Source organism: Acidobacteriota bacterium, assembly GCA_020349885.1.
In the GTDB taxonomy this organism is placed as follows: domain Bacteria; phylum Acidobacteriota.
Window position 1 is genome coordinate 327,097 of sequence record CP070701.1, and the last position, 19,799, is coordinate 346,895.

A 19,799-nucleotide genomic window follows, 5' to 3' on the forward strand; every position below is an offset into this window, starting at 1 on the left:
CATGCCGAACGAATCCTGCGAGACCGAATCGGAGCGCGCGATGCGGCGTGAGACGGACTGGCTGCGGTGGGTGTGGCTGGCCGCGCTCGCGGTTTCAACGATTTCCTTCTTCTCGGCAACCATGCTTTCCGCGAAGAAGACCCAGCCGGGCGGGCTCCGGGAGGAAATTCCCACGCCGCTTTCCCGGTTTGGAATACTGACCAGCCGGCGCTGGGCTTACGGCCTGCCTTACGAAAGGACCAATCTTGTCCCCGTGAAGAATCCCCATCCGAGCCCGGAGCCGCAGCCGCGGCGGGATCATCCAATCGACGTGGCCGTCAGCACGGACGGCACGAAGGTCTACGTCGGCCTGCAAGGCTCAGAGCTTGAGCCGGGCAGCGAGGTGGCCGTCTACGACGTTGCGCGTGAAAAAGTCGTCGGGCGAATTCCTCTAAAGCCGGACGGGGAAGCCGGCCCCGCGGCGTCAAGCCCCTTCAAGTTGAGAATGCACCCCGGTGGCAGGTTCCTGTGGGTCAACAGCCGGTTTTCGAACTTTGCGTCCGTGATCGATACCCGGACCGACGCGGTGGTCTCGGAGGTTCCGCTCGACTTCTACTGCCAGGACGCCGCCTTCACCCGGGACGGCCGGACGTGCTACGTTACCGACCGCTACCTCGACCAGGTTTTCGTCGTCGAAGTCGACGCGGACGGCGACACGTTCCGTACCGGGGTGCGCGAGCTCGGGGGGCTGGACGACAAGGAGTTCTTCGACGGCGATTCCGGCCAGAAAAGCATTCACACGATACTTCAGGAGAAGTGCGGCGACTGCCACGCGGAATCCGAGGGGGGCTTCTTCGCGGGGGAAGACCCGCTGCGCAGCTTTCTGTCGGCGGTCTCGCACGTTCAACCCGGGAGCGCTTCGGAAAGCCGCCTGCTTCGCGCCGTCGTCGGAACGCAGTTCGGCGGCTACGCGAACATAGAGCCGAAAAACCTGAGGCACGCCGGGGGCACTGTCGTGTTCCACAATCCGCCGGAGGACCCCGACTACCAGGCGGTTGCGGAATGGATAAACAAGGCGTCGGTGGGGCCCGGCATCCCCGTGGGGAATCCCCGCAGCAAGCCGAGGTTTTGCACGTTGAGCACGGACGAGCGGTACCTGTTCATCGGGAACACGGGCACGCAGGACATCGCGATCGTGGACACGCGGAGCCTTCGGGAGGTCGGGGCGATCTTCATTCAGAACTTCGTGAACGATCTCAAGGTCTACCACCATCCCCCGACGGGAGCCGACTATCTCATCGCCTCGACGGCGGGGATCGGCTTCGGGGGGGCGAGGGAGCGCGATCCTTACGGGGGAGAAACCTGGGATCGCACCAACCCGGCCGCGCACTTTTCGGTCTGGCGGGACATCAAGACGGGCAAGGTTTTTCCCAAATCGGAGCAGACGGTCCTCGGGCCTTTCCAGGCCGTGGACGGCACTTCCGAAATCAAGTTCCGCGACCTCCAGAACGATATAGTTATCGTTAATCTCAGCAAGCTGTCGATTCCCGAAGACCCGCCGGCGGGAAAACTAGAGCATATCCTGGTCGCGAATCGGTACGAGGCCCACAGGAAGTGGGTGCGGTACACGTCGGACACGGCCGAATCGACGTTCGGCGACTTCAAGGGCGACATTCCGCCGGATCTCATGCGCGTCGTGGGGGCGCTCCCGTTCAACATGGCGCTCGTGGGCGATCGCCTCTTCGTCACGATGCAGGGAAGCAACCAGGTGCAGGAGTGGAAGATCAACCCGGACGCCGCGGAGCCCAGCGACTACCTCGCGCCGGTCACCGTCTACACGGTGGGGATGCAGCCCATCGGAATCGCGGCTGGCCCGGAAAACACCCCCGCGGACGGAAAAATTTTCGTCGCCAACTTTCTCGGCGGCACGCTCTCCGTGATCGACACCGCGACGGGTGATTCCAGGGAAATGGTCGTCGACCCCTCCGTTCTGAAGCGCCCCGTTCCCGACACCAACGCGGAGCGCGGAGAGATCTTCGCGCACACCAGCGTCTTTTCCTCGGACGGCGACACGTCCTGCTTTCACTGCCACTACCTCGACATGGGGGACAGCAGACCGTGGGGCGTCAGCCAGGTCGTCGGGCAGGAGTTCGTCTCTCCGGACGACCCGGTCGGCCACCTGGTCAACGGGGGAACGATGGGCGTGCCCCAGATGCGCGGGCTGTTCGAGGTCCAGCCGTTTTTCTACGAGGGCGTGATCTCGGCCTTCGAGCCGCGCTCCATGATCATGGAGCACAATCCCGCCGACGACTTCATGCGCCCCGTGCCGGGATACGACCTGACCTGGATTAAAGCCCATTACGAGCTCACGGGCACCGACGACGTGCAAGCCAGCATGGACTCCTCGACGACCTTCGATGCGAACAGGGAAGAGCGCCGGGACGAGATGTTTCGGGATTTATCGATGAAGTTTTTCGGGAAAGCGTTCGCCATGCGCGACCTCGTGCGCTTCGTGGGGGAGTGGCAGATTGCCGAGCCGCACCTTCTTCCCAACCCGTACGATCCGACGAACGAATCCGTGCTGCGCGGACGGGAGGTGTTTTTCGAGCCCCAGGTCGGATGCAGCGCGTGCCACACTCCCCCCGCGTTTACGAGGAAGAACCTCGTGGGCCAGGGCGACTTCACGGACAAGGAGGGGGGTATGTATTCGTACAGGAGCAGGGAACAGGCGATGCCGCCGGTGGTCACCTTCACGGCCCGGGACGGGGCATTCACCCTTATCGGGATGAACCGCCTGGACGCGATAAACCGGTACGCGCGGGACCTCGAGCCGTGGGACACCGGACGGGCGGAGGAAGAGCAGGGAAACGTCACGATCAGCCAGCTGCGGGGCATATGGGACCGGCCTCCCGTCTTCCTGCACAACGGGCTGGCGCGAACGCTGCGCGAAGTGGCGGCCACGCCCGGACACCTCGCCCTCCGCGAGCTCAAGTACAACCCGCTCCTCGGCGGAATCCCCGAAAGGCCGGGGCGCCGGGAAGTCGGCTTCAACGAAACGATCTGGTACAAGGAGCGGTCCGAGATGGCGAAGTTGCACTTCGCCTCGAAGGCGCGGATGGGCATGGACACGCACGGCGGCACTTCGCACCTCCGGGCGCAGCAAATCGACGATCTGGTCAACTTCATGCTGACCATCGAGTAGAACCATGGGCGTTGAGATTATGAGCAATGTAATTCCAGGCGCGGGGCGGACGCCCGCGCCGCTGCACACGCGGTACGCCTTATGACGGGTAGCTTGATTCGCTGGGTCTTAGGCATACTGCTGCTGCTCGTCGTCGCGGCGGGCGCGGCTTGGTTCTTGACGCGGGCCGGCGCGGAGCGGAAGGGGCCGGAAGGGTTTCCGCAGGAGGCCGTCCGCGAGATTATCCACGGGCGGGACGAGTCTCAAATGGTGGTGGTGCCCGCCGGGGAATTCGTGATGGGCACGTCCGAGACTCATCCCGAGTTGCGCGAGCTACCGGAGGAAAAGCCGCTGCGTCCCCTCGAGGTGGTGCTCGCGCACGCGGCTCCCGCGTGGCGCCACGAGGACGAGCGCCCAGCGCGGACGGTCGGACTCGACGGCTTCGCCATCGACCGCTACGAGGTGACGAACGCCCGGTACCGGAAATTCCTCGAGTGGATCCAAGCCACGGGCGATCACGGGCGCTGCCATCCGGAGGAGCCTCGGGACAAAGACCATACTCCGAGGTACTGGCGCGATTATAACCCTCTCCTTGCGGATTCCGACTATGCGCGGACGACGCCGTTTCACTCGGAGACCTTCACCGCGGACGACACTCCGGTGGTCGGGATCGATTGGTTCGACGCCTTCGCCTACGCGGCCTGGGCCGGAAAGCGGCTGCCCACCGAGGCGGAATGGGAGCGCGCCGCCCGCGGGCTCGACGGCCGACGCTGGCCCTGGGGGGACGACTGGCACTGGGGATACGCCAACCTGGGCGGCGAGAAGAAGGGCATGGACATCTCCGCCAAGGGGTACGAGAAGGACGGCTTCATCTATCCCGCCCCCGTGGGAAGCTTCGAGAAAGGCGTGAGCCCCGTCGGCTGCTACGACATGGCGGGGAACGTCCTGGAGTGGTGCGCGGACTGGTACCGAAGCGATTATTACAGCACCGCGCCGGATACCGACCCTCCGGGGCCCGAGGCGGGGGCGCAACGTGCCGTCCGGGGAGGGGGCTCACAGAACTATCCGAGCTACGCGCGGTGCGCCGAGCGCTTTTTCTATGAACCGGAGTTTCGAAACTTCACGTTGGGATTTCGCTGTGCCAAAGACTTGTAAAGAAACCGTTTGCTGCGTCATTCTTCTGCTCCTTCTGGCGGCCGGGGCGCCGGCCCCGTGGAGTCATGCGGTGGAGAACCGGCCCGCCGGCATGGTGCTGGTACCCGGGGGGCAGTTCTTAATGGGCTCGGACGACGGCAGCCCCGATGAATCTCCGGCGCACCGGGTTTACGTCTCGCCCTTCTTTATCGACGCCCACGAGGTGACGAACGCCCAGTTCGCCGAGTTCGTCCGCGCGGCGGAGGCGTTCGACAAGGTGGAAGGCCCCTGGTTCCGCTTCTCTGCGAAAGGGTGCCTCGACCTCGTTGCCTACTACGAGAAGCGCTACGGCATGACGCTCGATGAGTTCGAGAAAATTCCTTCTGAAAACACCGACGAGGAAGAGGCGACCCGGAAGCGGCTGGCCGGGCTCCGCTGGCGCTCGGCCGTCGAGGCTCTACGCCACATGGCGAAAGAGGAAAAGACCGGGGAAAAGACAGAGGAAAAGATTCAGGAGCTTGTAAAGAGTCAGGTGCGCCTCCCCGTGCGCGGCGTGTCGTGGAGGGACGCCGCGGCCTACGCGCGGTGGGCCGGCAAGCGGCTTCCCACGGAGGCCGAGTGGGAAAAGGCCGCGCGCGGTGCGGACGGCCGCCGCTATCCCTGGGGCGACAGCTGGGATCCCGAGCGATGCCGCACCGGGCATGAGCCCGAGGCCGGGCCTCTTCCCGTAGGCAGTTTTCCCGGTGGAGCAAGCCCCTACGGGTGCATGGACATGGCCGGCAACGTGTGGGAATGGGTTTCGGACTGGTACGGGGAGAATTACTACGACTTTTCACGGAATTCGAAAGACCCCAAGGGTCCCAGAGACTCGGACTGGTACAAGGAGAATTACTACGATCCTTCACGGGTCTCGGATTTGTCGGAATGGCGGCAGAATAACCCTGATCTTCTTCGCACACCCCGACAGGGGCGCGAATCAAATACACGAAAAACTCTCCGCGGCGGCGGTTGGTCCGGAACCATGCCGGGACAGGCCCGGTACAACGTTCGCTGCGCCAGAAGGCTTTGGAGCAACCCTTCCTACTGGGCCGCGGACACGGGTTTTCGTTGCGTTATGGAGGCGAAATAAAATGAAAATACACACAGTCGAACGGTCGGAATACACCGAATATTTCCTCACGCTGGGCGGGGAAGGAGGCCAGCCACTTAAGAAACCCCCGCGGCCGGCCTTGGCGGAGGTCGGCGCGTTCCTGGCCGAGAAAGGCATACAACCCATCCAGGAAAAGCTCTACGGAAAATTGTCCGCGAAGCGGGAGATTTTGGAAACCCGGAAAGCGGTCTTCCGGGAGCATGGGCTGGATCCTTCGCTCCCACTCACTTTCATCGAAGGCTGCCCGTCCTCGACCGAGGACTTTTCCGGCGTCCAGTTGTGGGGGATTTCTCCTCGCAACCGGGGCGAAGCGGCCGTTTCCACGATCGAATGCCCGGGAAACATCAAAGGACGCTCCTGGTCGGCGGCAGGTGGTCGATTCGTGTACCTCCCCAGCGTTCGTGGAAAAAACAGCAACGGGGCGCAGCCTCCCGACGCCCCCAGGCAGGCCGAACAGATGTTCAACAACGCCACCCGCTGCCTCGACGCGCACGGCTTGTCTTTTTTGCACGTCGTGAGAACCTGGATTTACATTTCCTGGTTCGGGAACTGGTACGGGAAATTCAACGCCGCCCGGACCGCCCACTTCAAAAAACATGGCCTCATCCGTGAAAACGGCGACAGCTACCTGCCCGCAAGCACGGGGATCCAGGGGCGGGGCGGCGACGAGGAATGCCTCATGGACGTCCTCGCGCTGAGCCCCGGAGAATCCGGCGAGGTTCAGGCTCGCCTGCTTGGGAACAAGCGGCAAAACGAGGCATTTTCGTACGGCTCCGCCTTCTCCCGCGGGGCAGTGGTTGACATGGAGGAAAAGAAGATGGTCTTCGTGTCGGGAACCGCAAGCATCAACGAGGAAGGCAAGACCGTGTACCTGGACGACCCCGAAGGCCAGGCGATGGAGACGCTTCTTAATATCGCGTCGATCCTCGAGGCGGAGGGAGGAAGCTTGAAGGACATCTGCATGGCCACCGTGTTTTGCAAGAACGAGGAGTCTCTCGAGGCCTACCAAAGGATCAGCCGCTTGTTGTGCCTGCCGGCGTTTCCGTCCGTCACGCTCATAACGGATATCTGCCGTCCGGAGCTTCTGATCGAGATCGAGGCCACGGCCGTTTGTTGAAAGAGCCCGAATCGTGTAGCTCGCCTGTCACCCCGACAGAGCCCGCCCCCGAAGACTTCGGCGGTCCCGAAGAGCCAGGCGCCCTCGTCTACGCCGTCGGCTTCCTGCTCGCCGCGGCGGTCTCAGCGGCCGTGGCCGGGTGGTGGCTGGGCTTGATGCCAACGGTATTTGCCGCCCTCGCCGGCGGCCTCGCGGGGCTGGTGGGCGTATTCACGCTCGATAACATAGGCGAGGCCGTCGTGCTCACGGTGCTCGTCGCCGTGCTCATGGCGGCCGCGGCCAGCATGAATCTGCCCCTTCCGGTGCTCCTCAAGGGGCTGGCCGTGTCGGGAGCTCTGGGGCTATGCGCCGGAAAGCTGGTGTGCGGCGTGTGGAAAGAGACGGCCGGGTAGAGGCTTGCGTCTCTAGTTCGCGCAGACCACCACGCCCCGGGGCGCACGCCTGCCGACTTGTGTCGAGCATCCTCGGCCCCCGGCCTTCGGTCGGGGAGTCGGGACCCGGCCGCACCGCTTCAGTGGGATGACCGGCGCTTTACTTCTTGGGTTCGTCTCCGGATTCCCCGCCGTACTGGGGCAGGGAGTCCGTGATCGGAAACCACTTCGCCTTGTGGTCGACGAAATAGTGGCCTTCTGGCTCGAGGCCGGGCTCCCCGTTGAGGTTGGCCAGCGCCACGGCTACCTCCTCTTCCGCTTCCCCTTCCCCCTCCCGCGACTCGAAGAAGAGCGTGCTGCCGCATTTTTTGCAGAAACTCCGCGTGGCGTTGGTGTCCGTGTGGTAGCGCGTCAGGTTGTCGGGGCTCGAGGTGATTTTGAAATTCTCGTTCTTGAAGCCCGTCCACGTCACGAAGGCCGCTCCGTGCGCCCGCCGGCAGTTGGAGCAGTGGCAGTGAATGAAGTAAAGGCCCGGGGGCGTGGCCTCGAATTTGACGGCTCCGCACAGACAGGAACCGGTTACTTTTTTGGAGCTTTCATTTCCCACAGAGAAACCTCTCTTTCATTTATTTATTGTTGCTTTCCCGCCTCATCGTAGCGCTCCAAGAGCGCGCAAACCCCGGCCCGGAGCGCACGCCCCGTGGCGCACGTTCCCGGCCACCGCTTCAGAGGGGCGATCCGCTCTTTGCTACTTGGGCTCGGTTCCGGATTCCCCGCCGTGCTGGGGCAGGGAGTCCGTGATCGCAAACCACTTCGCCCCGTGGTCGACGAAATAGTGGCACTCGGGCCGGAGATCGTGCTCCTCGCCGAGGTTGGCCAGCGTCACGTACACTTCCCCTTCAGCATGCGGCGACTCGTAGAAGAGCGTGCTGCCGCATTTTTTGCAGAAACTCCGCGTGGCGTCGGAATCCGTGCGGTAGCGCGTCAGGTTGTCGGGGCTCGAGGTGATTCGAAGATTCTCGCTCTCGAAGCCCGCCAACGTCCCGAAGGCCGCTCCGTACGCCCTCCGGCAGATGGAGCAGTGACAGTTGAAGCAGGAACTCGGGTCCGCGGCCTCGAATTTCACGGCGCCGCACAGGCAGGAACCGTCTAATTTCTTGGAGCTTTTCTTTGCCATAGCGTAACCTCTTTTTCAATTTTTTGGTTGCTTTTCCCGCGCTTATTGTATCACTTCGAAAACGCGTTGTCCACGCCGTTCGGCGTCACCCTGATCACGATGCGCAAGCAAGGAATCAGCGCGGCCGTTTGCCGTCGAGGGGTGTTCTTTCTATAATGGAAGCGTGCGCGCCATGAAACGCCTGGTTTGCCTCTTCTTCGTCCCGCTTCTTGCCGCCTCCCTGGCGGCGGCGCAGGACGTCGAGCGCGTCGTCATCCTGGGCTTCGACGGCGCCGACGCGAAGCTCGTCGAGCGCTGGATGGAGCAAGGAAAGCTTCCCAATCTGAGCACGCTCCGCGACCGGGGCAGCTACGCGCCCATCCTGCCGCCGAATCCGCCGCAGACGCCCGTCTCATGGTCTTCCTTCTCGACGGGACTCGACCCGGGCGAGACGAATATTTTCGACTTTCTACGCCGCAAGGAGGACACCTACATCCCGACGTTCGCCATGATGACCGAGAGCTCCAGACCGTTCCTCTGGGGCGAGCGCAACGCGCTTTTCCTGGGTCCCGGCGCGGCCATCGCCCTGGGGTTCGTGGTCTGGGTGGTGCTCATGCTTGCGTGGGCGCGCCGCTCCGTCGCGCTCGTCGCGGCCGTAGTGCTCGGCGTGCTGGCGCTCTATCCCTTGTATTCCATGGCGGACCGCTGGGTTCCGACGCAAGTGCCCGACCCGATCAACAACCGCCGGGGCCTCACGATGTGGGAGGCGGTTTCCAACGGGGGAGGCTGCGCCGAGGTTTTTCGCATGCCCGCGACCTTCCCGCCCGACTCCTTCCAGTGCGGGTGGATGCTTTCGGGCCTGGGCGTTCCCGACGTGCGCGGCCGCGTGGGCACGCCCTCCTACTACACGACCGACCCCGAGTTCATCATGGACGAGAACAAGTTCAGCGTCGAGATTTTCGAGCTTCCCGAATTCGACGACTCCGCCGAGACCGAGGTCTACGGCCCCTCGACGAAGGAGCTTTTTCCCGCCCGAGAGGGCGAGAAAGAGCCCCGCTACCCCAAACGCATCGACGTTCCGATGCTTCTTGCCCGCTCGGGTGAGCGGGAAATCACGGTCGAGGTAGGAAGCGAGAAGCTTACGCTCCGCGAGGGCGAATGGAGCCGGTGGCTGGAATTCGAATTCGTCTTCAATCCCGTGGTGAAGTTCAAGGGCTCGAGCCGCTTCTATCTCACGAGCGCCCACCCACTCCGGATGAATTTGCTGCCCATCAACTTCCACCCGGCCGATTCGCCCGTGCCGCTGACGCACCCGAAGGATTTTGCCGGAAAATTATTTAATCGCTTCGGCTTCTTCAAGACCATCGGCTGGGTCACCGACACGTGGTCGCTCGACCAGGAGCTTTTCGGCGAGGCGGCGTTCCTCGGCGACATGTACAACACCGTCGAAGAGGACGGCGCGATGCTCGAGGCGTTCCTCGACGAGCCGGAGTCGCCGCGCCTCTACGCGCAGGTGTTCGAGTTCACCGACAGGATCGGCCACACGTTCTGGCGCCTCCTCGACCCCGAGCACCCGCGTTACGACGCCGAGCTCGCGGAGCGCTACGGCGGCGAGATGCTGCGCGCCTACCAGAAGATGGACGAGATCGTGGGCGGGGCCATGAAAAAACTCGATGACCGCACGCTCCTTCTCGTGGTCTCCGACCACGGCTTCGGCACGTGGCGCTACGCCGTCAACTACAACACCTGGCTCATCCGGGAGGGTTACATGACGCTCTTCGGCATGCCGAGCGGCCCGAAGAACCTGGAGGACCTCTTCGGGGGCGGCGAGTTTTTCGAGAACGTGGACTGGTCGCGCACGAAGGCCTACGCCATGGGCCTCGGAAACATCTACATCAACCTGCGCGGGCGCGAGCCGAAGGGCATCGTCTCGCCTGGCGGGGAATATGAAACCCTCCGCGACGAAATTATCGAGAAGCTCGAAGCGTGGGTGGACGAGGAGACGGGCCTTCATCCCGTGCACCGCGTCTACCGGCGCGAGGACATCTACCGTTCCTTCGACCCGAACGCGCCCGATTTGCGCGCCGCGAACCGCCCCCCCTACCGCGTCTCGTGGCAGACCTCGCTCGGCGGTGCCCCCAAGCGTTTGACGGAATCCAACAACAAGAAGTGGAGCGCCGACCACTGCTCGCTCGACCCGGAGCTCGTCAAGGGCATCCTCTTCTCGAGCCGCCCCATCGCTTCCCCGGAGCCGCGCATTATTGACGTCTATCCGACGGTGCTTGAGGCGCTCGGGCTCCCGCTTCCGGATACGCCTGGAAAAAACGTTCTTGCCTCGTCTTCATAGCGCCCTCGCCGCGGCCGTCGCGCTTGTCCCGATGGCGTCGGGGCTCGCGGGCGCGGCGTTCGCGGAAACCTCCGACATGTCCGGGCTCGAGGCGCGGCTCCGGGCGGAGATCGAGGAACTTCGAGAAAGCCTTGCGCGCATCGACGAGGCGCGCGATTCGTTTCTCGCGCGAATGGAGCGCCTCGAAAAGGAGCAGCGCCTGCTCCGGGCCGAATCGGGGCGCTTGGCGCTCGAGCGCGAGCGCCGCACGAGGGAGCGCGACGCGCTGCGCGCCCAGATCGCGCAGCTGGAGTTCGAGCGGAAGAAAAAACAGGAGCGGCTCTCGATGGTGCTCGTCGCGCTCCACAGAATGGGGCCGCCGCGCCCGCTCCGGGCGCTCGCCGTGGAGGGAAGCCTGGGAGGCGCCCTCCGGGGCTACCGCTACCTTACGCACCTGACCGAGGAAGAGTCCGCGCTTCTTGCGCGCCTGCTCGCGCTTCATGAGGAAACGCGCGAGAAAGAGGCGCGCCTCGGCGAGACAATCGCGCGCCTCGGCATCATTGAGGACGAAATCGAGGGCCGCCGCGACGAAATTTCTCGAAAGCGTGCAGAATACGAAGCGCTCGTCGCGCAGCTTGCGGAAGACAAGGCGCTCCGGGACCGCGCCGTGGAGGAGATCAAGCGCGCGCGGCGGATGCTCTCCCAATTCTTCGCCGGCGTGCCACTCGGCCCGGCCGTCTCGGGGCTTTTGAACATCGAGGCCTTCCGAGGTCTCCTGCCCCGCCCCGTCGAGGGCGAGGTCGTCGTGCCCTACGGCACGATGGAGCATCCGCAGTTCCGCACGCGCGTTCCGCACAACGGCCTCACGTTCGCGGTGCTCCAGGGCGCGCCCGTCCGCGCCGTCTTCGACGGCGCGGTCGTCTACAGCGGATGGTTCGAGGGCTACGGGCAGACCCTCATCCTCGATCATGGCCACGGCTATTTCACGGTCTATTCCCACAACGACTCGCTCGAAAAGGGCGAGGGCGACGCGGCCGCGAAGGGCGACGTCATCGCCCGCGCCGGAAAAACGGGCTCCCTTAGCGGCCCGCAGCTCTACTTCGAGCTGCGCAAAGGGGCGCGGCCACTCGACCCCGCACCCTGGTTTTCGAAGCAGCCGTAGCCCGCATTCCGCGAATTTTTCCCTTGCATTCGGTTGAAAATTCTGGTAGACTAAACTATGCTTTTGCCGGAGGGCTTGCACACACAAATCAAGGCCGTGGAGCCGCTCGCCGGGGACGCCTCGGTGCGACGCTTCTTCCGCCTCCGAACCCACACGGGAGCCTCCTACGTGGCGGTTTCCTATCCTCCCCCCTCCAACGGGCTGCACAAGACTCACCTGGCGATGAATGAGTACTTGAAAAGGTACCGCATCCCCGTCCCGCGCATCCTGGGCGTTCACGAAAAGGGGAGCCTCCTGGTGGTCGAGGACCTCGGCGAGGAAACGCTCGAAGCGTTCTTTGCGCGCGAGAGTCCGCGCGCGGCGCGCACCTACTACAAGAAGGCCATCGACCTGCTGGTCACGCTGCAGGGAGCGGCGACCGACAAGCTCTGCCCGAGCGACGTTGCGTACCAGAGCATCCTGGACGAAAAGAAGTTCATGGAGGAACTCGAACACACCTACCGCTACTTTCTTTGCGGCCTGCTGGGCGTGAAACCCAAGCCGGCGCAGAAGCTCGCCCTGCAGGAAGGTTTCCGCGCCCTCGCGCGCCGCGCCGCGCAGCAGCCCTGGGTTCTCTGCCACCGCGACTACCATTCGCGCAACCTGCTCGTTCGCGAAAAAGGCATCGGCGTCGTGGACTACCAGGACGCGCGCCGCGGGCCCTACACCTACGACCTCGCGTCCCTGCTGCGCGATTCCTACACGTCCCTCACGGAGCGCTTCCGGACGGAGATGATCGGCTATTTCCTCTCGCGCTCCAAGAATCGCTGGAACGGACGGCCCGTCCGGGAAGATTTTGAATACGTGAGCCTCCAGCGCAACCTCAAGGCCCTCGGCACGTTCGCCTACCAGAAGGTGGAGCGCGGCACGGGGCGCTACCTGCCTTACGTTCAGCCCACCCTGAAGCAGGTGTGGCTGAACCTGCACCGCTTCGAGGAGGAATTCGACGGCCTGCGCAAGGCCCTGCGGGACTGCGTGGCCAAGGCCGACGCATCACTTTCCGCTCCCTCCCGCCGCAAGGGCCGCGGCAAAAAAGGGCGGCCTTCGCGAGCCGCGTAGTTGTTGCCTGACGACGCCTCCTGACGTCGGCGGAGCTCTCCTTCTGCGATAGTCTTTCAATCCATCCCGATCAGGATAAATTGTCCTGTTGAAAAGACCGCTTCTCTCCTCCCCCTTTTTTTAAAGAAAAAGGCTCAGGGATGCGGGCCGCAGGTGTTCAGAAGCGGGTTGCGCTCGACGGCGTCGCTGTCGTAGCCCGAAGGCCCCTCCGTCGCCATGTCGCACTCCGTGACGAGATAGTAGGCGTTCGTATAGCCCGGCGTAATTATTTCGCTCAGGTAGCCGCCTTCCTCGTCCGTCCCCGCCGTCCAGCACACGGCCGACAGATGGGTGTAGAAGGGAGCGTCAAGGTTGCCTTCGTAGATGTTGTATTGGATAACACCGGCACAATCGGAGGGAAGCCCCTCCCAAAAGATTTTTACTTGGCCGGAGGCCCGCTCCACGGTCAAGGGCTTGCCGGAGTCTTGTGCGGATACCTCTCCGGCAGAAGGAACGTCATCCTCAACGGTCAGTGCCATGACGCGCGAGGATTGAAAGTTCGGATCGTCGTAGAACCTATAGTAGGTCACGAGATATTTTCCGCAGGCCGAATAGGCGACGGCGGGATAAGAATCGCCATAGGGACTTTGCTGGATGAGGATGCCCGCTGCATCGAGCACCGTCCCATACAACGAGGTCACGCGCGCCCCGTAGATATCGTAGTCCGTGCCGCTTCGTCCATCCATCCACACCACAAAATAGTCCGCCTCGTTTGAAGCCACAGAAGGATCTACCTGCCAATTCGCCGCCGTGGAGACGGCGATGCCCGCTGCATCGAGCACCATCCCATCCGAGGTCACGCGCGTTCCGTAGATATCCGGATTGCAGAAGCATCCAGCGTCGTTCCGGTAGTCACGCCACGCAGCGAAATAGTCCGTCCCGTTTGAAGCTACGGAGGGCCATTCCTGGTCCCATGCCGCCGTGGAGACGGCGATGCCCGAAGTGTCAAGAACCACACCCGCTGCCGTCACTCGCGCCCCGTAGAGGTTACCAGGGCCATCTCTATAATCTTCCCACACAACAAAATAGTCCGTCCCGTTCGAAGCTGCCGAGGGGCTGTACTGGCTGTTTGCCGCCGTGGAGACGGCGATGCCTCCCGTGTCCGGTGGGCCATCAAGAAGCCAGCCATCGGACGCCCGCACCCGCGTGCCGTAGATGTCGTATTTCGTCGTGGCCCAGTACCGCCGGTCCTCCCACACGACGAAATAGTCCGTCCCGTCGGAAGCCACGGAGGGAAACCGCTGGCTACTTGCCGCCGTGGAGACGGCGATGCCCACCAAGGGGTCATCGGGCACCGCCCCCGCCGAGGTGACTCGCGTTCCGTAGATGTCGTAGCCCGTGCCGCTTCGGTAGTCACGCCACGCAACGAAATAGTCCGTTCCGTTTGAAGCCACGGAGAGATCCTCCTGGTCGCTCACCGCCGTGGAGACAGCAATGCCCGAAGCGTCAAGAACCACACCCGCTGCCGTCACTCGCGCCCCGTAGATGTCAGCAGGGCCCTCTCTATAATCTTCCCACACAACGAAATAGTCCGTCCCGTTCGAAGCCACAGAGGGAAACCGCTGTTCACTTGCCGACGTGGAGACGGCGATGCCCACCAAGGGGTCGTCGGGCACCGCCCCCGCCGAGGTGACTCGCGTTCCGTAGATGTCCGAGTATCCTGTCCCGCTTCGGTAATCCTGCCACACGACGAAATAATCCGTCCCGTTCGAAGCCACGGAGGGAAGCCGCTGGTTGTTTGCTGCCGTGGAGACGGCGATGCCCACCAAGGTGTCATCGGGCACCGCTCCCGCCGAAGTGACACGTGCTCCGTAGACGTCTCGATTTGTGCTGCCGTTCCGCCAGTCCTCCCACGCCACGAAATAGTCCGTCCCGTTAGAGGCCACAGAGGGATATCGCTGGTCGGTTGCCGCCGTGGAGACGGCGATGCCCACCAAGGGGTCATCGGGCACCGCTCCCGCCGAAGTGACACGCGCTCCGTAGATGTCGTTGTTCGTACCGCTTCGGCGGTCATACCACGCAACGAAATAGTCTGATCCGTCGGAAGCTACCGAGGGCTCGTACTGGTGGTTTGCCGCCGTGGAGACGGCGATGCCCACCAAGGGGTCATCGGGCACTGCTCCCGCCAAAGTGACACGCGCCCCGTAGACGTCCCGATTTGTGCTGCCGTTCCGCTGGTCCTCCCACGCCACGAAATAGTTCGTCCCGTTTGAAGCCACGGAGGGATACATCTGATGGTTTGTCGCCGTGGAGACGGCAATGTCCGTGGGCGTGGGGTCGAGCACCGTCCCATCCGAGGCCACGCGAGTTCCGTAGATGTCGTAGTCCACGCCGCTTCGGTAATCCCGCCACGCGACGAAATAGTCCGTCCCGTCGGAAGCCACGGAGGGCCGTTCCTGGTCACCCACCGCAGTGGAGACGGCAATGCCTCCCGTGTCAGGCGGACCATCATGGAGATAACCATCGGACGCCCGCACCCGCGCCCCGTAGATATCCGTATTGCACTGGCATCCACCGTCGTTCCGCTCGTCACTCCAAGCGACGAAATAGTCCGTTCCGTTCGAGGCTACGGAGGGGTAGTACTGGCGGTCCACCGCCGTGGAGACGGCGATGTCCGTGGGTGTGGGGTCGAGCACCGTTCCCGCCGAGTTGACGCGCGCCCCGTAGATGTCGTAGTTCGTGCCGCTTCGGTAGTCCCCCCACACCACGATATAGTCCGTCCCGTTTGAAGCCACGGAGGGCTTCCACTGGCTGCCTCCCGCCGTGGAGACGGCGATGCCCGAGGGGTCGAGCACAATCCCCGCCGAGGTGACGCGCGTCCCGTAGATGTCGTAGCCCGAGCCGCTTCGGTCATCAGACCAAGCGACGAAATAGTCCGTCCCGTTTGAAGCAACGGAGGGCCATCCCTGGTTACCCACCGCCGTTGAGACGGCGATGCCTCCCGTGTCAGGCGGGCCGTCAAGTAGCATACCATCGGACGCCCGCACCCGCGCCCCGTAGATATCCCAATTGCAGTAGCATCCACCGTCGTTCCGCCAGTCCTCCCACACGACGAAATAGTCCGTCCCGTTTGAAGCTACGGAGGGGTAGAGCTGTTGGTTTGCCGCCGCGGAGACGGCGATGCCCGTGGGATCGAGCACCGTCCCATCCGAGGCTACGCGCGCTCCGTAGATATCCCAGCTCGCCCAGCTTCGGCCATCAGTCCACGCCACGAAATAGTCCGTTCCGTTCGAAGCCACGGATGGATACTCCTGCCTGTCTGCCGCCGGGCCTATCACCGGACTCGGATTCAACGGAAACTCCGGCCCCACCGTCGGGTCAATCAGGATGGGATATTGGGAATTCTCAAGAAACTCGTGCGATACCTCGAACAGGATTTCCTGACTGGTTGCGAGCGTAGGCCGAGCCCGCTCCCGCCGCCCCGCTGCGTCAACCACGGTTACGTCGGAGAACGCCACCCCGCCGCTGCCGTCCCAAGTCGGGAAAACGAATCCTTCATCATGCTCCCGCGGCCCGCCCGCGGCGCGGATCGCAAGACGCACGCGCAACGCCGAAGCCTCGGAGCTTAGCGGCTCGTCTATCGTCCAGTAAATCTCCAACCCCTCCTCGCCGCAATTTCGGACGTAGGACGTAACGCCGTCGCGCACTTTGCCTTTGAGAAGGCCGGGCGCGTGTTCCTCCAGGCGGTTTTTTCCAAACACTGTCCGCGTGACGCCTCCCCGCTCGAATCTCACCGAGAGAATTTCGAAATCAGGTTTTTCCTTGTTTCCTTGCGCGAAATACCGCAACTTGTTCTCCCTAACCTCCGCCTGAAATCGCGGCGTGCTATGAGTAAAGCTACCTCCTTTGGACGCAAACGGCCGCTTGCCGCGTGCTTCTGCGCCGAATCCTTGCTTTGGAGGTTCCTCGGGAAGGCCGCGGTTTTTCCGGACGGTGCGAATGACTTCGTAAATGTCGAAGGGAACGTCCGCTGTTTCGACTTCCCCTCCGACCTCCGAAAAGCCCTTCCCTGCGGACGCGGGCGCTTCACCTCCCCACACGGCCGAGAAGGCCGCCAGCGTGAAGCCAATCCACGTTACCGCTCCTTTCATTTTCAGACTCCTTTCGAATACCCCATTATAGGCTTTTAGCCCCCGCCTATGCGAATCAACAGCGGCGGGCGGTGGGCCAAGCGCGGCGTTTCGCGCTGGACTCGGCTACAGCACGACGATGTCTTGGAAATTCCTTCCCTCCTCGGCGCAGTCCATGCCGTAGCCGACGACGAACACGTCGGGAATCTCGAAGCCGACGAAATCGAGCGGCACGGCGAGCTGGCCGGGCCGCCGCTTCCGAAGAAGCGCGCACACCTTGAGGCGCCGCGGCTGGCTCTGCTCAAGGCGGCGAAGCACGGCGCGCAACGTGCGCCCCGTGTCCAGGACGCCGTCGAGGACCAGCACGTCGCGCCCCCGAATGCCCGCAACATTTCCCTCTACGCGAACGCGGCCGCGGGTTTTTCCGCGGTAGCTCCGCACGCGCACGAACTCCACCCGGTGCGGCACTCGGAGTTTTCTGACGAAATCCGCCGTAAAGACGAACGCGCCCTTCAGAACACCGACCACCACGAGCGGCCCTCCCCGCTTCGGGTGAAGCGTGCGGGAAGTAGGCCGCCAGCGGCCCCGTTGGCCGGCGAACGCCTCTTCGACCTCGCGGGCGAGCGCGTCGAGGCGCCGCGCGATCCGCCGGGCGCTAACGAGAACCTCGCCTGACTCGGGGGCGGCGGGGCGGCCTTTTCGTTTGACTCGTGGGACGCGAGACGTCATGGGAGCGAAAGTGCAGGAAGCGGCCGTTGCGAGAGACCGTGAGCCAGTCGGGAAGGTGCGCCTCATGGCCGCTTTCGAGGAGGTTCAAGATGCTTTCCACGTGGGCGAACGTGATGCGCCGCAAGTCGCCCTTGGCCTCCGCGACGGCGCGGCGCACCATGCGGCGCCGGAGCGCCAGGGGAGCGCGGCGGAGGCGTGCGAGAGAAACTTTCTTTTCCGAAACGGCGTGCGCCGCTCTACTTTCCATGTAGTCGTTTTCCTCGCGCAGGATCTCCGCCGCACGCGCGAGCTCCTCGACGACGCGGGGATTATAGCGGCGCGCGAGCAGGGGCAGGAGTTCGTGCCGGATGCGGTTCCGCATCCGGTCCACGCGGCGGTTCGTCAGGTCCTCGCGCCAGGGAATCTTTTGCGAACGAAGCCATGCCTCGATCTCGGCGCGCGGGAAGGGCAGAAGGGGGCGCACCCAGAGCAGTCCCTCGCGGCTCGTCCTGGGAGGCAAAACGGCGAGGCCGTCCGCCCCCGCGCCGCGCAGAAGGCGCATCAGGAACGTCTCGGCCACGTCGTTTCGCTGGTGCCCGATGGCGACGTGCGTGGCCCGCAGCGAGCGCGCCGCACGCACCAGGAATTTAATGCGCATCTCGCGCAGGCGCTCCTCGTTCAGGCTCCCAGTACGCGTCCTAGCGGGCGAGCTCAAGCGCTTCGGGAGGCGGCGACGTCCCACCTTCAGGGGAATTTTCAAATCGCGGCAGAGGCGGCGCACGAACGCCTCGTCCCGGTCGGAAGCGCGGCCCCGGACGCGGTGGTTGAAGTGCGCCGCGTGAACCTTCCACCCCTGCGCGTCCTTGTGCCGCGCGAGAAGCGTAAGAAGGGCCACCGAATCCGGGCCGCCCGATACCGCGGCCACCACGCGCGCTCCGCGCCCGAGCCGGCACTGGCGCCGCGCAAACTCAAAGAACCGTCGCTCGAAAGTCCTCAGTGAGCGCATGGGTAAAAAGCCTCCCGCAAGAATGGCGGTGGGGGGATTCGAACCCTCGACTCCGTGGATATGAGCCACGTGCTCTGACCGCTGAGCTACACCGCCACGGGATGTTACGGTTTATTCTACAGGAGAAGGAAGAAAGAGGGCAACTGTCGCCCGAATTAACTTGACATACCGTTTCGGTTTGCGTATAATATATTTGGTTTGCGTTGCCGTTGCTTTGAGACGGAAGCGCAGGCCGTTGAGAACTTCTCTTTCTTCCCGCTTCTGCGGCGGGAAAGCGGCGGCTCTTTGACAACTGAACAGTGCCGAGCCAGTCCCGATTTAATCGGGACGCGTTGAAACAGGTTCCTTTCCCGTCCACGAGACGGGATGGAGTAAAGGCCTTTGCCAATGCCTTTTCTCAATGCTTTGCATCACAGGAAAGGCGTGAGTGAAGGAAGCTCTCAGGATCGGACCCCGGAAAGGCTTGAACCTTTGCGGGGCGAGATTTTCAACTGGAGAGTTTGATCCTGGCTCAGAGCGAACGCTGGCGGCGTGCCTCATACATGCAAGTCGTACGTGAAAGTCCTGAGCAATCGGGACGAGTAGCGTGGCAAACGGGTGAGTACCACGTGAGTAACCTACCCCGAGGTGAGGAATAACTTCGAGAAATCGGAGCTAATACCGCATTCGCCCCGATGGCCTTCGGGCTGTTGGGGGAAAGATGGCCTCTGCTTGCAAGCTATCGCCACGGGAGGGGCTCGCGCCCTATCAGCTAGTTGGTGAGGTAACGGCTCACCAAGGCGACGACGGGTAGCCGGCCTGAGAGGGTGTACGGCCACATTGGAACTGAGATACGGTCCAGACTCCTACGTGAGGCAGCAGTAGGGAATTTTGCGCAATGGGCGAAAGCCTGACGCAGCGACGCCGCGTGAGGGATGAAGGCCTTCGGGTCGTAAACCTCTGTCAGGGGGAACGAAGGGTCGGGGGTGAATACCCCGCCGACTCGGACGCTACTCCCTGAGGAAGCCCCGGCTAACTCCGTGCCAGCAGCCGCGGTAATACGGAGGGGGCAAGCGTTGCTCGGAATCACTGGGCGTAAAGCGCGAGCAGGCGGCATGCCACGTCGGTGGTGAAATCCCTCCGCTCAACGGAGGAATGGCCTTCGATACGGGCGTGCTAGAGTGCGCCAGGGGGAAACGGAATTCCAGGTGTAGAGGTGAAATTCGTAGATATCTGGATGAACACCGGTTGCGAAATCGGTTTCCTGGAGCGCTACTGACGCTGAGTCGCGAATGGTGGGGTAGCGAACAGGATTAGATACCC

Annotated in this window: 13 protein-coding genes, 1 tRNA gene and 2 other annotated features; of the genes, 8 read left to right on the plus strand and 6 right to left on the minus strand. The window is 63.3% G+C overall.

Annotated elements, in window-relative coordinates; translation table 11 throughout:
• The first annotated feature begins 1 nt into the window (after position 1).
• From JSV08_01440 to JSV08_01460, 5 genes are all read left to right on the plus strand, one after another.
• Positions 2-3,181 carry a hypothetical protein gene (locus JSV08_01440; GenBank protein UCF81114.1) on the plus strand — a complete coding sequence of 1,060 codons (3,180 nt, stop codon included), beginning with the start codon at positions 2-4 and terminating at the stop codon, positions 3,179-3,181.
• An 81-nt stretch (positions 3,182-3,262) separates the two neighbouring features.
• The gene (locus JSV08_01445; protein ID UCF81115.1) at positions 3,263-4,315 is read left to right on the plus strand and encodes an SUMF1/EgtB/PvdO family nonheme iron enzyme; all 1,053 of its coding nucleotides are present in this window, start codon (positions 3,263-3,265) and stop codon (positions 4,313-4,315) included.
• Positions 4,299-5,423: an SUMF1/EgtB/PvdO family nonheme iron enzyme gene (locus tag JSV08_01450; protein ID UCF81116.1), complete on the plus strand. Its 1,125-nt coding sequence runs from the start codon at positions 4,299-4,301 to the stop codon at positions 5,421-5,423. The genes JSV08_01445 and JSV08_01450 overlap by 17 nt, the downstream gene beginning before the upstream one ends.
• Position 5,424: 1 nt before the next feature.
• Entirely contained in the window at positions 5,425-6,561 is a 1,137-nt protein-coding gene (locus tag JSV08_01455; GenBank protein UCF81117.1) for a hypothetical protein, read from the plus strand.
• Positions 6,558-6,953, plus strand: a complete 396-nt coding sequence (locus tag JSV08_01460) for a hypothetical protein (protein ID UCF81118.1) — start codon at positions 6,558-6,560, stop codon at positions 6,951-6,953. The genes JSV08_01455 and JSV08_01460 overlap by 4 nt, the downstream gene beginning before the upstream one ends.
• A gap of 139 nt (positions 6,954-7,092) precedes the next feature.
• On the opposite strand, the gene JSV08_01465 is transcribed toward JSV08_01460, so the two are convergent.
• A complete protein-coding gene (locus tag JSV08_01465; protein ID UCF81119.1) occupies positions 7,093-7,539 on the minus strand; it encodes a GFA family protein in 447 nt (148 codons plus the stop codon).
• A 141-nt stretch (positions 7,540-7,680) separates the two neighbouring features.
• Positions 7,681-8,109 carry a GFA family protein gene (locus JSV08_01470; protein ID UCF81120.1) on the minus strand — a complete coding sequence of 143 codons (429 nt, stop codon included), beginning with the start codon at positions 8,107-8,109 and terminating at the stop codon, positions 7,681-7,683.
• Between the two features lie 172 nt (positions 8,110-8,281).
• Between JSV08_01470 and JSV08_01475 the strand changes: the two genes are divergently transcribed.
• From JSV08_01475 to JSV08_01485, 3 genes are read left to right on the plus strand one after another with little or no spacing between them, the layout of a single operon-like run.
• Complete coding sequence (locus JSV08_01475; GenBank protein UCF81121.1) at positions 8,282-10,435, plus strand: alkaline phosphatase family protein; 2,154 nt, start codon at positions 8,282-8,284, stop codon at positions 10,433-10,435.
• On the plus strand, positions 10,419-11,576 hold the full coding sequence (locus JSV08_01480; GenBank protein ID UCF81122.1) for a peptidoglycan DD-metalloendopeptidase family protein: 1,158 nt from the start codon (positions 10,419-10,421) through the stop codon (positions 11,574-11,576). The genes JSV08_01475 and JSV08_01480 overlap by 17 nt, the downstream gene beginning before the upstream one ends.
• A 57-nt stretch (positions 11,577-11,633) precedes the next feature.
• Positions 11,634-12,674 (plus strand): phosphotransferase, encoded by a 1,041-nt coding sequence (locus JSV08_01485; GenBank protein UCF81123.1) that lies wholly within the window; start codon positions 11,634-11,636, stop codon positions 12,672-12,674.
• 134 nt (positions 12,675-12,808) lie between these two features.
• Here the strand turns inward: JSV08_01485 and JSV08_01490 are convergent, their stop codons facing one another.
• The 4 genes from JSV08_01490 to JSV08_01505 form a co-directional block, all read right to left on the minus strand.
• Complete coding sequence (locus tag JSV08_01490; GenBank protein UCF81124.1) at positions 12,809-16,804, minus strand: hypothetical protein; 3,996 nt, start codon at positions 16,802-16,804, stop codon at positions 12,809-12,811.
• Positions 16,805-16,909: 105 nt separating this feature from the next.
• Complete coding sequence (gene hpt / locus JSV08_01495) at positions 16,910-17,512, minus strand: hypoxanthine phosphoribosyltransferase (protein ID UCF81125.1); 603 nt, start codon at positions 17,510-17,512, stop codon at positions 16,910-16,912.
• Complete coding sequence (gene tilS / locus JSV08_01500; protein ID UCF81126.1) at positions 17,439-18,497, minus strand: tRNA lysidine(34) synthetase TilS; 1,059 nt, start codon at positions 18,495-18,497, stop codon at positions 17,439-17,441. The genes hpt and tilS overlap by 74 nt, the downstream gene beginning before the upstream one ends.
• 23 nt (positions 18,498-18,520) lie before the next feature.
• Positions 18,521-18,593 (minus strand) — tRNA-Met (locus JSV08_01505).
• 400 nt (positions 18,594-18,993) lie between these two features.
• Positions 18,994-19,558 (plus strand) — a sequence feature (16S ribosomal RNA rRNA prediction is too short).
• Positions 19,559-19,578: 20 nt separating this feature from the next.
• Positions 19,579-19,766, plus strand: a sequence feature (16S ribosomal RNA rRNA prediction is too short).
• Positions 19,767-19,799 lie beyond the last annotated feature (33 nt).